The sequence below is a fragment of the Microbacterium sp. UBA3394 genome, assembly GCF_002358725.1.
Classification (GTDB): Bacteria; Actinomycetota; Actinomycetes; order Actinomycetales; family Microbacteriaceae; genus Microbacterium; species Microbacterium luteum.
The window spans coordinates 1-14371 of record NZ_DEPK01000028.1 but is presented as its reverse complement, the minus strand read 5'-3'; the positions used below and the strand labels follow the sequence as shown (position 1 = coordinate 14371).

General features: G+C 70.1%; 13 protein-coding genes. 9 read left to right on the top strand and 4 right to left on the bottom strand.

Annotated elements, in window-relative coordinates:
• The 5 genes from B4E30_RS01430 to B4E30_RS01410 form a co-directional block, all read left to right on the top strand.
• A partial coding sequence (locus tag B4E30_RS01430; protein ID WP_286793193.1) for a glycoside hydrolase family 15 protein occupies window positions 1–1653 on the top strand: 1653 nt, incomplete at its 5' end.
• On the top strand, window positions 1643–2542 hold the full coding sequence (locus B4E30_RS01425) for an SMP-30/gluconolactonase/LRE family protein (protein WP_286793192.1): 900 nt from the start codon (window positions 1643–1645) through the stop codon (window positions 2540–2542). The genes B4E30_RS01430 and B4E30_RS01425, both read left to right, overlap by 11 nt.
• A gap of 145 nt (window positions 2543–2687) precedes the next feature.
• Window positions 2688–3488 carry an SDR family NAD(P)-dependent oxidoreductase gene (locus B4E30_RS01420; protein ID WP_286793191.1) on the top strand — a complete coding sequence of 267 codons (801 nt, stop codon included), beginning with the start codon at window positions 2688–2690 and terminating at the stop codon, window positions 3486–3488.
• A 10-nt stretch (window positions 3489–3498) separates the two neighbouring features.
• Window positions 3499–4695: an NAD(P)/FAD-dependent oxidoreductase gene (locus tag B4E30_RS01415; protein ID WP_286793190.1), complete on the top strand. Its 1197-nt coding sequence runs from the start codon at window positions 3499–3501 to the stop codon at window positions 4693–4695.
• A gap of 228 nt (window positions 4696–4923) precedes the next feature.
• Window positions 4924–6546, top strand: a complete 1623-nt coding sequence (locus B4E30_RS01410) for a sensor histidine kinase (RefSeq protein WP_286793189.1) — start codon at window positions 4924–4926, stop codon at window positions 6544–6546.
• A gap of 637 nt (window positions 6547–7183) precedes the next feature.
• Here B4E30_RS01410 and B4E30_RS01405 read toward each other — a convergent pair.
• On the bottom strand, window positions 7184–7573 hold the full coding sequence (locus B4E30_RS01405; protein ID WP_286793188.1) for a hypothetical protein: 390 nt from the start codon (window positions 7571–7573) through the stop codon (window positions 7184–7186).
• A gap of 118 nt (window positions 7574–7691) precedes the next feature.
• Between B4E30_RS01405 and B4E30_RS01400 the strand changes: the two genes are divergently transcribed.
• From B4E30_RS01400 to B4E30_RS01390, 3 genes are all read left to right on the top strand, one after another.
• On the top strand, window positions 7692–8249 hold the full coding sequence (locus B4E30_RS01400) for a MarR family winged helix-turn-helix transcriptional regulator (protein WP_348670276.1): 558 nt from the start codon (window positions 7692–7694) through the stop codon (window positions 8247–8249).
• Window positions 8246–8428, top strand: coding sequence for a hypothetical protein (locus tag B4E30_RS01395; RefSeq protein ID WP_286793187.1), 183 nt, complete (start codon window positions 8246–8248; stop codon window positions 8426–8428). Before B4E30_RS01400 ends, B4E30_RS01395 begins: the two co-directional genes overlap by 4 nt.
• 91 nt (window positions 8429–8519) lie before the next feature.
• The gene (locus tag B4E30_RS01390) at window positions 8520–10331 is read left to right on the top strand and encodes a glycoside hydrolase family 35 protein (RefSeq protein ID WP_286793186.1); all 1812 of its coding nucleotides are present in this window, start codon (window positions 8520–8522) and stop codon (window positions 10329–10331) included.
• An 18-nt stretch (window positions 10332–10349) separates the two neighbouring features.
• Here the strand turns inward: B4E30_RS01390 and B4E30_RS01385 are convergent, their stop codons facing one another.
• On the bottom strand, window positions 10350–11336 hold the full coding sequence (locus B4E30_RS01385) for a TerC family protein (RefSeq protein ID WP_286793185.1): 987 nt from the start codon (window positions 11334–11336) through the stop codon (window positions 10350–10352).
• A 194-nt stretch (window positions 11337–11530) separates the two neighbouring features.
• On the opposite strand from B4E30_RS01385, the gene B4E30_RS01380 reads away from it, so the two are divergent.
• Window positions 11531–12529, top strand: coding sequence for an NADP-dependent oxidoreductase (locus B4E30_RS01380; protein ID WP_286793184.1), 999 nt, complete (start codon window positions 11531–11533; stop codon window positions 12527–12529).
• A 21-nt stretch (window positions 12530–12550) separates the two neighbouring features.
• Here the strand turns inward: B4E30_RS01380 and B4E30_RS01375 are convergent, their stop codons facing one another.
• The gene (locus B4E30_RS01375; RefSeq protein ID WP_286793183.1) at window positions 12551–13471 is read right to left on the bottom strand and encodes a hypothetical protein; all 921 of its coding nucleotides are present in this window, start codon (window positions 13469–13471) and stop codon (window positions 12551–12553) included.
• 6 nt (window positions 13472–13477) lie between these two features.
• Window positions 13478–14371: tyrosine-protein kinase family protein (locus tag B4E30_RS01370; RefSeq protein ID WP_286793182.1), on the bottom strand; the 894-nt coding region annotated here is incomplete at its 5' end.

Here is a 14371-nt window from a genome sequence, read left to right as displayed (position 1 = left end):
GACGCCACCGGCGGGTGCATCGACCTCGAACCCGTCGAGGCCTACACCGTTCGCCGCCACTACGTCGCGAACACCAACGTGCTCGTCACGACGTTCGACACGGCGTCCGGTCGCGCCCGCGTCACCGACACCATGGTCACCGGCGTCGCCGGCCGCCTCCCGTGGGCCGAGCTCGCCCGCCGCATCGACGGCGTGAAAGGGACGGTGGAGTTCGCGTGGGCCGTGACCCCCGGCACCCGGCTGCAGACCGCGGGGCCGTGGCTCGAGCACGTGCGCGATCGTCGCATCCTGCGCGTGGGTGCGACCTCGCTCGCCGTCGACGGCGAGAGCCACGGCCCCTCCGACGCCGACGACATCGACGGGCGTCCGGCGATCTCCGGCCGCTTCACGACCGGCGAGGAATCCCGCCACCTGCTGGTGATCTCGGCCACCGACGGCGAGCCGCTGCACTTCCCGGTGCCCGGAAACGTGCAGCGAGGCATCGACCGCACCGTCGACCAGTGGCGGCTGTGGTCGCGAGAGTTCGGCTACAGCGGTCCGTGGGCGCGCGACGTGCAGCGCAGCGCCCTTGCCCTCAAGCTCCTCATCTACGCTCCGACCGGCGCCATCGCGGCGGCGGCGACGACCTCGCTCCCCGAGAGCGCACGCGGCGGCAAGAACTGGGAGTACCGGCTCGCGTGGGTGCGCGACCTCGCCTACACCGCACGGGCGCTGGTGCGGTTCGGGCTGCGGGAGGAGACGCACGCGTCGATCTCGTGGCTCGTGCGCACGATCCGCGAGCAGGGACCCGACCTGCACGTGATGTACGACCTGCGCGGTGGCCTCATCGACGGCACGCAGACCTTCGATGTGGCCGGATGGCGCGGCATCGGCCCGGTCGTGGCCGGAAACCCCGCCAACGATCAGCTGCAGCTCGGCGTCTACGGCGACCTCTTCTCGATCTGCCGAACCTACGTCGACGCCGGCAACGTGCTCGACACCGCGACCGGGCGGCTCCTCGCGAACATGGCGGACCGCACCTGCGACGTGTGGCGCAACCCCGACTCGGGCATGTGGGAGCTCGACGAGGTGCAGCACTACACGTCGTCGAAGATGGGCTGCTGGCAGGCGCTCCGCGACGCCGTGCACCTGGCCGAGCTCGAGGTCATCCCCGGAGAGCCCGAGCGCTGGCGCACCGAGATGGCCCTCATCGAGGCGTGGGTGCACGAACACGGCTGGTCCGACGATGCCGGGGCGTACGTGATGCATCCCGGCACCTCCGACCTCGACGCGTCGGTGCTGCTGCACGCCGAGAGCGGGTTCGACCGCGGCGAGCGGATGTCGCGCACCATCGACCGGCTGACCGCCGAGCTCGGTGCCGGCCCGCTGCTGTATCGCTACACCGGAATGGACCGCGAAGAGCACACCTTCGTCGCCTGCGCATTCTGGCGGGCGAGTGCTCTCGCCTGTGTCGGACGCCACGAGGAGGCGCTCGCCGCGATGGACGACCTGGTCTCCCGCGGCAACGATGTCGGCATCTTCGCGGAGATGATCGCCGAGGACGACGGAGCCTTCTGGGGGAACCTCCCGCAGGCGCTCAGCCACCTCGCGCTCATCAACGCCGCTCTCACGATGGAGCAGCTGATCCCCGGGGAGGTGCTCGGTGACCGCTGAGATCCGCGGCGAGGTCGAGGTGTTCCGGTCTCTCACGTCGGTGCTCGTCGAGAGCATCTTCTGGGATGACCGCGCCGGCGAGGTCGTGTGGGTCGACATCACCGCCGGAACCCTGCATCGCGGTCGGTTCGACGGGGCGGTGGACGGCTCTGACGATGTCGTCGTGGCGCTCCCGGCGCCGGTGAGCGCCGTGCAGCCCGCGCAGGGCGGCGGCTTCGTCGCGGCACTGAAGGATCGGGTCGTACTGCTCGGGCCCGACGGCACGGTGGTGGATGAGCTCGCCAGCGTGACGCACGCCCATAGCGGCATCCGATTCAACGAGGGCAAGGTCGACCCGTACGGGCGGTTCGTCGTCGGCGCGATGGACGTCACGGTGGGCGACCCCGACGCCGGCCTGTATCTCGCCGACGCCGACGGCCGGCTCGAGGTGCTGTGCGGGGGATTCGGTGTGGCGAACGGTTTCGAATGGTCCGACGACGCACGCGAGATGTACGTCACCGACACCGCGACGCAGACCGTGTACCGCGGGTCGTACGCCGCGGGCGCCGCCCCGCTCGGCGAGCTGGAGCCGTTCCTGGTCGGGCATGCCTCCGACGGGCTCGCCCTCGACACCGATGGGCGGTTCTGGAACGGCGTGTACGGCGGGGGCGAGGTGCTCTGCTGGTCGGCGGACGGCGAGGTCATCGCGCATCTCCCGATGCCGGCGCCGAACGTGACGTCGGTCGCCTTCGCGGGCCCGGATCGCGATCAGCTGCTCGTCGGCACGGCGCGCGAGAACCTCACGGAGGAGGATCTCGAGGCGTCGCCCCTGAGCGGATCGATCCTGCGGATCCGCACCCGCGCGACCGGACGCCCGGTGCACACCTTCGGCGCGGAGACGGCGTCGTGATCGCCGCGGCCACCGTTTCGTCTCGTCGCTGCGCTCCTCGCTCAACGACCGACAACCCCGCCGCCCCGGTCGTTGAGCGAGCGGAGCGAGACGAAACGCACCCCGCACCCTCACCTGCCCCACCATCGACAGAAAGGCATCCGACATGGACCTTGGAATCACCGGCAAGAAGGCCCTCATCACCGGCGGAGACTCCGGCATCGGCTGGGAGACGGCGCGCATGCTCCTCGCCGAAGGCGCGATCGTCGTGCTGAGCGACAAGGATCAGAGCTCCCTCGACGAGGCCGCGGCGAAACTCGACGCACCCGACGGTGCGCTCTTCGCCTACGCCGCCGATGTCACCGACACCGCGGACCTGGCCGAGCTGCACCGCAAGACCTCCGCGGCGGTCGGCACCATCGACATCCTCGTGCAGTCGGCCGGGGTCACCGGCGCGCAGGGCCTTTTCCACGAGATCGACGACGAGGGATGGACCTCCACCATCGACATCGACCTCCACGGACCCGTGCGTCTCGTGCGCGAGTTCCTCCCGGATCTCCGCACGGGCGGATGGGGCCGCCTGATCTTCCTCGCGTCGGAGGATGCGGTGCAGCCCTACGACGACGAGCTCCCGTACTGCGCGGCCAAGGCCGGAATCCTCGCCCTGGCGAAGGGCCTCTCGCGCTCGTACGCCCGGGAGGGCCTGCTCGTGAACGCGGTGTCGCCGGCGTTCATCCACACGCCCATGACCGACGCGATGATGGAGAAGCGCTCCGCGGAGCTCGGCACGTCGTTCGACGAGGCCATCACGTCGTTCCTCGACGAGGAGCGCCCCTACATGGAGCTGAAGCGCCGCGGCGAGCCGGCCGAGGTCGCCGCCGTGATCGCGTTCCTGTGCTCCGAGCACGCGTCGTTCGTCAACGGCGCGAACTACCGGGTCGACTCCGGCTCGGTCGCCACGATCTGAGGAGGTACCCATGGGCGATGACATCACGACCTACGACTACCTGATCATCGGCGGCGGGATGGTCGCCGACGCGGCCGCGCGCGGCATCCGCGAGCGCGACACCGCCGGCACCATCGGCATCCTCAGCGCCGATACCGATGAGCCGTACACGCGGCCGGCGCTGTCGAAGAAGCTGTGGACCGATCCGGACTTCACGTGGGACCAGGTGCCGCTGAACACCGTCGCCGACACGGGTGCCGAGCTGCGCCTGAACACCCTGGTCACCCGCATCGACCGCTTCTCGCGAGCCGTCGAGACCGGCGACGGGGAGTTGGTCGGCTACCGGCGCCTGCTGCTCGCGACCGGGTCGACGCCGCGCACGATCCCCGCGCCGGAGGGCGATGATCGCATCCTCGCGTTCCGCTCCGCCGAGGACTACCGGCGCCTGCGCGAGCTCGCCGAACGGGGCGGGCGCATCATCGTCGTCGGCGGCGGATACATCGGCACCGAGATCGCCGCGGCGCTCGCGCAGAACGGCGTCGAGACCGAACTCGTCTTCGCCGACGCCACGCTCGGAGCCTCGCAGTTCCCGCCCGCGCTCGCCGAGCGATACGAGAAGCTGTTCGTCGACGGGGGAGTCGACCTCGTGCCCGTGCGGCGCGTCGAGGAGATCCGCGCCGAGGGCAACGTGCTGCACGCCGTGCTCGACGACGGTCAGGAGCGCGCCGGCGACGCGGTCGTGATCGGGCTCGGGGCCGATCCGGTCGTCGACCTCGCGGTGGCGGCCGAGCTCGCCATCGACGACGGCGTGCTGGTCGACGAGCACCTTCTCACCAACGACCGCTCCATCTGGGCCGCGGGTGACATCGCCGAGTACCCTGATCCGATCCTCGGGCGCACGCGCGTCGAGCACGTCGACAACGCGAACGAGATGGGGGAGGCCGTGGGGCGGTCGATGGCGGGGGAGGAGACGCCGTATTCGCACACGCCGTACTTCTATTCGCAGGTGTTCGGCACGCGGTGGGAGGCTGTCGGCACGGTCGACGCCTCGTGCGACCCGCTGACGGTCGACCTCGGCGACGACCGCGCCGTCGTGTACTACCGCGACGCGTCCGGCGCGCCCGTGGGTGTGCTGCTGTGGAACGTCGAGGATGCCCGCGACCTCGCGCGCGCGGTGCTCGTGGACCGGGAGACCTCCGAGGACGCGCTTCGCGCCCGCATCCGCTGACGCGGACGCTTCGTCTCGCTCTGCTCGCTCAACGACCGGTGGGCGGCGACGTTTCGTCTCGCTCCGCTCGCTCAACGACCGAGAACTGGTCGTTGAGCGAGGATCGCAGCGACGAGACGAAACGGGGTGGGGTGGCGCCTGTAGGTCGTTGAGCGAGGAGCGCAGCGACGAGACGAAACGGGGCGTGGAGGCTGGGAAATCGGAACGTTTCACGCCAGAGTTGTCCCTATGCACCCGCTGCCCGACGATCGCGATGTGCGGTGGCGCTTCCGCGCGCTGGCACGTGGGCAGCTGCCGTTCCTCCTCGCGGTGCTGTATCTCGTCGTCGCGCTCGCCGTCTCGGCGCCGCACCTGCTGGGCGCACCGTGGGTCGACGTCGGCTTCGGCCTCATCATCGTCGCCACCGTCGCCGGGATCGCGATCCCGTGGGAGCGTCTCGCCACCTGCTGGCTCGCGGCCGTCCCGCTTCTCGACATCGTCGCCGTGGGGTTCCTCCGGACCGATCTGATCGCGAGCTTCGGCTGGGTCGGCGGCCTCGCGCTCCTGCCGATCCTGTGGCTCGCCTACGGGTTCGCCTGGTACGCGATCTTCGGTGCCGTCATCGGGGCCGCCTTCATCACGCTGCTGCCGTACCTGCTCGACCAGGCGCCGCCGGAGACCGCGCAGGAGTGGTTCAACGTGCTCGGCCTTCCGATGCTCAGCGTCGGGATCGGCATCGTGGCCATGCTCGCCTCGCAGCGCCTCCGGCGGAGCGCGCGGGCCACGCGCGAGGCGCTTCAGGCATCGCGCGACGGAGAGATCCTTCTGGCCGACGTGCTCAACACGGTCAACGCCGCGATCGTGCACTTCGACGCCGACGGTCGACCCGTCGCCGCAAACGGCCACGCGGCACGGCTGTCCGCGCTCGCGGGCATCGACCTCGCGGCGCCGCCCTACCTCGCCAGTGCCGTCTTCGCCGCCGATCGCGTCACGCCCGTGCCGCCCGAGCAGCAGATCGTGCCGCGCGCCCTGCGCGGCGAGGAGCTCGACGACGGCATCTCGTGGATCGGCCAGCCCGGTCAGCAGACGGCGGTCGTCGCCTCGGCCCGGCGCGTGCGCCGTGACAACGGCGAACTGCTCGGCACGGTCTTCATCGCCTACGACGTCACCGAGATCGCGCATGCGGCCGAGCTGCGCGAGCAGTTCCTCGAGACCGTCTCCCACGAGCTGCGCACCCCGATGACCGGCATCCTCGGATTCCTCGACCTTCTCGAAGAGGAGACGCCGCCCGATGCCGACAAGCAGCGTGAGTATCTCGCCGTCGTCCGTCGTCGCAGCGCCGACCTGATGGACCGCATCCGGGAGATGCTCGCCGCTGCCGAGTCCGACGCGCCCCTCCGACTCGGCACGGTGGATGTCGCCGCGCTCGTGGACCGCGCCGTCGCCGTCGTCGAAGACGCCCACCCCGAGGTTGAGCGCCGCATCACCGTGACAACGCCCCAGGAGGTGCTTGCCACCGTGGACGGTGCCCGCCTCAGTCAGGCGGTGCGGGAACTGCTGGTGAACGCGGTGAAGTTCAGCGACGTCGGCACGCCGATCACGGTCGAACTGCGGACAGACGACGACCGGATGCGCATCGCCGTCGCGAACACCGGACCCGACATCCCGCCCGACGAGCAGGCCCGACTCTACGACCGGTTCTACCGCACCCCGCAGGCGATGTCGCGGGCGATCCAAGGGTTCGGACTCGGGCTCACCGTCGTCGCCGGCACAGCGCACGCGCACGGGGGAGAGGCGCACGTCGCGAGCGGCTCCGGTCGCACCGTCTTCACGCTCGAGGTGCCGATCGCACCTGCGCCACCCTCGTCATGAATCGAGCGGCCGAAGGGAGCCGGGCAGCGAGGGAGGTGACTAGCGCGATTCGATCGAATCGTCAAGGCCCTCTTCCCTGCCCGTGAGCGGGCGGATGATTGACGAGCAGGGCACGAAACGATCTCCATCGGCAGTTCGGGACGTCGCCGGCGCATCCGATTTTCTCCCAGTGCTCGGATGACGGCGACGACTCTGCCGCCTGCGGGAAGCCGTGGTCAGCGACCTTGGGGAAGGCACGCGCACATCACGGATTCCGGGCTCCTCGTCATCGGGTAGGCGAGGAGCCCCTCCGTGCGCGCATCGGAAAGGGTGGCCCCCTCGGTGCCGCTGCTGGGGGGAGGGGGTGGCGACGTCGCCGAGGGGACCACCACCCAAACGCCGGCCATCCCCAGAGTTGGGCACGGGTTTGGCGAGAACCGCTCCGCCGTGGTGCGCGGCGAAGAGTGCGAGGTTCGGGCGATCGACAATCTATCGACTTCGCCGGCCGGCATCAATACATTCGTGTATCTCGCTTTCGCCGATCGGTGCCGTCGTCCGGATGCGGACGAAAGCGGCCGGCGCGGGGAGTGGGGGAACTCCGCCGCGCCGGCCCGGAGGGGCACCCGGATTCGGGGTGCCCCGGCGTCAGGTCGAGGTGTCAGGCTGCGACCGTGGTGCGGGCGCGCACCGGGGTGCGTCGTGCCGCGGGGCGCATCTGCGCCGGCGCGGGGGTTTCGGTGAAGGAGGGGATCTCCTCGTCGATGTCGACGGTGAGGCCGGCCGAGGAGTTGGCCATCTCGGCCATGTGCTTCAAGACGGGCTGGTTCAGCTTCTCCGGCTCGGCCGAGTCAAAGACGAAACGGAGCGGAATGGCCGGCTGCAGCCACAACGTCGTGCGTCCGGGCTGCTGCTCCTTGCCGTGCTTCCACGACAGGGTGAAGCTCTCGCCTCGGCGCAGCTTGGTGCCGACGATCACCTTGATGTGAGCAAGGAGACGGTCGGGGAGCTCGATCGGATCGACGGCGTTCGAGTAATAAAGGTGTCCCATGAGATTCCCCTCCAGGCTCGTGTGGATTACTATGTGAGTAACTCTTACGTATTTTTACTAGTTTGTATAGTTACTTCGCAAGGAAGGACCCGATCGGTCGCACGGAGAGGAGGAAGCGGTGAAGACAGCACGAGACATCGAGCGGAGCACATCCGCTCCCGTCCGACCGGTGGTGAGGTCGACGGTGGACCTCGCCGGCTACTGGTACGAAGCCGACCTCGCCGAAGCCAGAGCGCGATCCCGCGCGGTGCTGGAGGCCCTGCGTCTGTATCGCGCCGCCGAGATGGCGATGCGGCGGCGCACGCGAGAATCCATGGCGATGGGCGAGAACGAGCTTCTCGTGCTCAGGTACCTCATCCGCAAGGGCGACGCCCTTGTGCGGCCCGTCGAACTGGCGACGTATCTCGGGGTGTCGACGGCGTCAATGACCGCTCTGCTGGACCGGCTGGAGAAGTCCGGACACATCACGCGGGTCGCCAATCCCGAAGACCGCCGCAGCATCTTCGTGCGCGCGACCGCGGCGACCGATGACGAGGTGCGCGGCACATTGGGCGAGATGCACGAGCGGATGTACGCCGCCGTCGAGGGCATGACCGCCGCGCAGGCCGACGCCGTGATCGGCTTCCTCACGCGCATGTCCGCGGCGGTCGACGGCGTGGCTGTGGAGGCGCGGTGATCTACGTTCTCGTCGGCGGACCGCGCGACGGCCAGTACGTCGATGACGTGCCGCGCGGCTACCGACCCGACCCGGCGGAGGCGTCGAGCTCGCCGTACGACGCGATCGAGGGGTTCGACCTCATCCGAGCCGTGTGGTTCCAGTCCGACCCGGCTCGACTTCGCGCGCTTCTGGACTGAATCTGCGTGGTATCCGCTCGGCGGCGATGAATCGATATGATCGCCGGGTCCGCGGCGTCTGGCCTCGTCGCGCGGGAGGCACCACACAGCGATGACGACGTTCGAGATCGGCGACACCGACTTTCTGCTCGACGGTGAGCCCCACCGCATCCTCTCGGGCACGATCCACTACTTCCGCGTGCACCCCGACCAGTGGCGTGACCGCGTGCGCAAGGCGCGTCTCATGGGGCTGAACACCATCGAGACGTACATCGCCTGGAACGCCCACGAACCGGTGCGCGGCAGGTGGGAACAGACCGGAGCGCTCGACGTCGGTGCCTTCCTCGACATCGTCGCCGACGAGGGGATGCACGCGATCGTGCGACCCGGCCCCTACATCTGCGCCGAGTGGCACAACGGCGGCCTGCCGGTATGGCTCACCCGGATGCGCGATGTGCGGCCACGTTCGAGTGACCCCCGCTACCTGGAGCCGGTCGTGGACTACCTGCGGCGCGTCTACGACATCGTCACGCCCCGGCAGATCGACCGCGACGGCACGGTCGTGCTCGTGCAGATCGAGAACGAATACGGCGCCTACGGCAGCGACGTAGCCTACCTCGCCGAGCTGGTGCGGATCACGCGCGAGGCCGGGATCACCGTGCCGCTGACCACCGTCGATCAGCCGCAGCCGCACATGCTGCGCGACGGCAGCACCCCCGGAGCACACCTGACGGCGTCGTTCGGGTCGCGCAGCGCCGAACGCCTCGCGACGCTCCGCCGGCACCAGCCCACGGGCCCGCTGATGTGCTCCGAGTTCTGGAACGGCTGGTTCGACTGGTGGGGCGGTGTGCACCACACCACCGCCACCGCCGCGAGCGCGCGCGACCTCGACGAACTGCTCGCCGCGGGAGCATCCGTGAATCTCTACATGTTCCACGGCGGCACCAACTTCGGCGCAACCGCGGGTGCGAACGACAAGGGTCGTTACAAGCCGCTGGTCACGTCGTACGACTACGACGCACCGCTGGATGAGAGCGGTCACCCGACCGAGAAGTATCACGCGTTCCGTGAGGTGATCTCGCGGTACGCGCCGGTCCCGGACGAGCTGCCGCCGGCGCGTCCGGCTGCTCCGGAGATGACGGTGGCCCTAGCCCCGGCCGGTGTGCGGATGCCGTGGATCGACCCGGTGGCGTCGGCGCGGAGCGTGCGGCCGACGACCTTCGACGAGATCGATGCGCTGACGCCGGTCGTCGCCTACGAGACGGACCTGCCCGATGACGCGTTCCTCGACGCCGACGCGCTGCCGCTCGTGTTCGACGAGGTGCGCGACCTCGCGTGGGTGTCGGTCGATGACCGCCCGGTCGGACGGATCTCCCGCACTCTCGGAGAGCGGGCGCTGGCGATCCCCGCCGGCCGCCGCCTGCGCGTCGTGGTCGAGGACCAGGGACGCGTGAACTACGGATCGCGTCTCGGCGAGGCGAAGGGGCTCATCGGCTCGGCCCGCCTCGGGGCGACCGAGCTGACCGGATGGGCGGCAACCCCCGTCGATGTCGATGCGCTCGCGTCGGCGGCCGCATCCTCGTTCCTCGCCGGGCCGGAGGCGAGCGATGTCGCCGCGTCCGTTTCGGCCGGTGAGACGGGGGCCGCATCGCTGGCCGGACCGATCGTGCTCGTGGGAGAGTTCGACGCGGTGGGCGGGGTCGACCTGTTCCTGGACACGGCCGTGTGGGGCAAGGGATTCGCGTTCGTGAACGGGTTCCCGCTCGGCCGCTACTGGCAGGTCGGTCCGCAGCGGACCCTGTATGTGCCGGGACCGGTCGTGCGGGACGGCCGGAACGTCGTCGTCGTCATCGAGTGGGAGCAGGTCGTCGCCGCTGAGGCGCGCTTCGTCGCCGAGCCCGGCCTCGGTCCGCTGGAGGAGTGACGACGCCGGCGGCGCGGGTCAGCCGGCGTCGATCTCGGCGCGGCGGTCGGCGCGGGTCTTCAGCAGGCTCGCCGCCGTCGCCACCGCGATCGTGGCACCGATGAACACCAGGGAGAACCAGATGGGGATCTCCGGCGCCCACTCGACGCCCTCGCCGCCGTTGATGAACGGCAGCTCGTTGACGTGGAGCGCGTGCAGCAGCAGCTTCACGCCGATGAAGCCCAGGATCACCGCCAGCCCCTGCGCCAGGTAGACCAGGCGCTCGAGCAGGCCGCCGATGAGGAAGTACAGCTGGCGCAGCCCCATCAAGGCGAAGGCATTTGCGGTGAACACGATGTACGCCTCTTCGGTCAGCCCGTAGATCGCCGGGATCGAGTCGACCGCGAAGATCAGGTCGATGAAACCGATCGCGACGATGGTAAGGAACATCGGCGTGACGAAGCGGCGCCCGTCCTTGACGACCGTGAGCCGGTCGCCCTCGTAGGCGTCGCTGACCGGGAGGTGGCGCCGCACGAAGGTCATGAAGCGCCCGTTGGCGGGGTCGTGGTCGTCGCCGGCGAACGCCTGACGGTAGGCGAGCACCAGCAGCAGGGCGCCGAAGAGGTAGAAGATCCACGAGAAGTTCGCGATGAGGCCGGCCCCGATCGCGATGAACGCCCCGCGCAGGATGAGGGCGATGACGATCCCGATCATCAGCACCTTCTGCTGGTAGATCTTCGGCACCGCGAAGCTCGTCATCAGCAGCAGGAAGACGAACAGGTTGTCGATCGAGAGGGCCTTCTCGGTGAGGTACCCGGCGAAGTACTCGCCGCCGTACGTCCAGCCCGCCACGGCGCCCAGGCCTACGCCGAACAGCAGCGCGAGACCGATGTAGAACGCCGACCAGCGCGCGGCTTCGCCGATCGAGGGCTCGTGGGGCTTTCGCACGTGGGCGTAGAACTCGTACACGAAGAACGCAACGGTCACCGCGAGGGTGATGATCCAGACGAGCGGAGTGACGGACATGGGGCTCCTGACAAGAGACGACGGCTGACGGGCCAAGGTCTCTTCCGGTCCGATCGGACCCGGTGGATGCGGAACGCACCGTCGCGCCCGTAATGACGCATCCACCGCAGACGGGAGTACTCCCCTTGCGTCCGACCATCATACGGGTGCATCCGGCCGCGGGGGTCATCCGGAATACCTCTGCGGAGGTCGCCATGAAAACGAAGAAGTCTCCCACCGCATTCGCCTACCGCTACACCCGCTACGGGGATGCCGACGTTCTCGCCCGGCATTCGTTCCCGCTGCCGGCTCCCGGCCCCGACGAGGTGAGCGTCGAGGTCATCGCCGCGGGCATCAACCACATGGAGGTGTTCCTGCGCAACGGGCGCGAGGAGACCTGGGCCGACGACCCCTGGCCGCGCGGCTCGGGTAGCGACTTCGCGGGCATCGTCACCGCGGTCGGCGAGAACGTTTCGTCGATCCGCGTGGGTGCGGATGTGGTCGGGCACGTGCGGACCGGCGCCCACGCCAGCCACCTCAACGTTCCGGCGGACCAGGTCGTGCCCAAGCCCGGCGGCGTTGACTGGGAGACGGCCGGCGGGCTGTACCTCGCCGGTGCGACCGCGCTGGAAGTGCTCGAGGACCTGAGGATCGGGCCCGACGACACGCTGGTGGTCACGGCCGCCGCCGGCGGCGTGGGGAGCATCCAGGTGCAACTCGCGGCGCATCGCGGCGCGCGCGTGATCGGCACGTGCGGTTCCCGCAACTTCGACTACCTGCGACAGATCGGCATCACCCCGGTCGAGTACGGCCCCGGCATCGTCGAGCGCATCGAGAAGGCCGCCCGCGGCGCGAGGGTCACGGCCTACATCGACAACTTCGGCAAAGAGACCGAAGACGTCGCCGGAGCGCTGGGCGTGCCCGCCGAGCGGTATCGCTCGAGCGAGGACCGGCGCGACGTCGAACTCGCGCTGCTGCGCGACGACCCCGACTCCGTGGCGCACGGCACCGAGCGGCTGCGGCACATCACCCGTCTGGCCGGTATCGGCGCCTTCCGGCTCCTCGTCTCAGGCCTCTACCCGATCGAGGACATCGTCGAGGCGTACGAAGACCTGCACAAGCTTCACTCGCGGGGAAAGGTCGTTCTCGCTGCGCATCCGGTCACGACCGCCCGCACCCTGCGTGCCCGGGAGCTGCACGAGTCGATGCCCTGACCGGGCGACGGATGCGTCCGGTCAGCCGCTGACGGTCGTGAGCGTCTCGCCCGCCCACACCACGGTGCCCTCGCCGGTGACGGCGATGGCCGTCGGTGCGGTCACGTCGGCCTCGTCGGCGCATCCCGCGGCCGCCGGCTGTGCCGGGTCGGCGCCGGCGAAGCGGGTCAGGGCGATTCCGGCGCAGTCGGAGGCGGCCCCCGCCACGACGACGTCGGCGCCGTCGACGGCGACAGCGGCGGCGCCGTCGGTCTCGAGCGTCGTCCAGGTCGCGCCGTCGGCGTCGAGCACCCATGCCTGTGCGTCGCACACCAGCGCCACCACGTCACCGGCGGCGTGAAGGCCGCGTGCGTCGGCGCACGGCGCATCGATCGCTCCCGACGGCAGCTCCACCACTCCGGCGTCAGCGGGGGAGACGTAGCGCGCCGCCGACAGCACGAGATCGTCGTACGGCTCCCAGAACGCTCCCTGCGTGAACGTGCGCCAGCCCTGGGTCTCGCAGCCCTCGCCCACGGCGACGACCATCTCCGCCTCGGTCTCGGCGAACGCGTCGAGCGCCGCCACCGCGGTGATGTCGCGGTAGCGACCGGTCACATCCGTCCACGACTGACCGCCGTCGTCGGATCGTTCGACGAGCGGCTCATCGCCCCCGCAGACCCCTGCGGTGGAACGCCACCAGGCGCCGGAGCCGATCGACAGGAAGCGATCGTCCTCGCGCGCGACGGCGGCGATGTCGGGCGAGGCCTCGGTCGGCGTCGGAGACGCGGACTCCACGCCGAGGCTGAACGTGGGGACCGGCGCCGCGCTCTGAGCGCCGCCGTCCGGGTTCGCCCGGTCGTAGGCGATGTAGGCGACGGCGCCGACGACGATCGCGAGCACGACGACGAGCGCGACCGCGCCCCACTGGGCACCCGCCGGTGTGCCCGACCTTCCCCCGGCCATCGCGGGCTACGGGGCGGACGGGCGCCAGGCGGAGTCATCCTCCGGCGCTTGCTCGGGTGCGGCGCTCGCGGCCTCGGCGCGCGTGGCCGGAACCGGGGGCGTGGCCGTCGATCGGCGGCGCGGCGCGGCATCGGCGGTGGCATCCGGAGCGGTCTGGTCGGCGGCATCCGGTGCCGCGAGCCCGAAGAAGCTCTCGTCCATCGGAGCCGCCTCGGTCTCGGGCTCGACGGGAGCGGGGCCGGGGGTGCGGCGCGTGCCGCGCTTCTTCTCGGGCTGCTCGCGGTACCCGTACCCGTAGCCGTATCCGGCGCCGTAGGCGTAGTACGAATCCGGTCCGCGCGTGGGGACCATGGTCAGCGCGACACCGGCGATCTTCGCCCCGACCGTGCCGAGCGCGTCGACCGCGCCGCCGAGCTGGTGGCGGTTCGTGCGCCCGGCGGCGACGATCACGATCGCGCCAGAGGTGGACTTGGCGAGGATGGCGCCGTCGGTCACCGGAAGGAGCGGCGGCGCGTCGCACAGCACCACGTCGAAGTCGCGCTCCAGCACGCTGAGGAGGGTCTCCATCTGCTTCGATCCGAGCAGCTCACTGGGGTTCGGTGGGATCTTCCCGGCCGGCAGCACATACATGCTGCGGTGGCCCCACGGCAGCATGACGTCACCCACCCGCGCCCGGCCGATCAGCACGTCGGTCAGGCCCGCGCCGCCCTCGATCCCGAGGTACTCGGCCACCTTCGGCTTGCGCAGGTCGGTGTCGAGCAGCGCGACGCGCTTGCCGGCATCCGCGAGGGCGATCGCGAGGTTGATCGTCGTGGTCGACTTGCCCTCGCTCGGCACGCTCGAGGTCACGACGAAGCTCGAGCGGCCCTCCATGTCGAGGAACTGGAGGTTCGTGCGCAT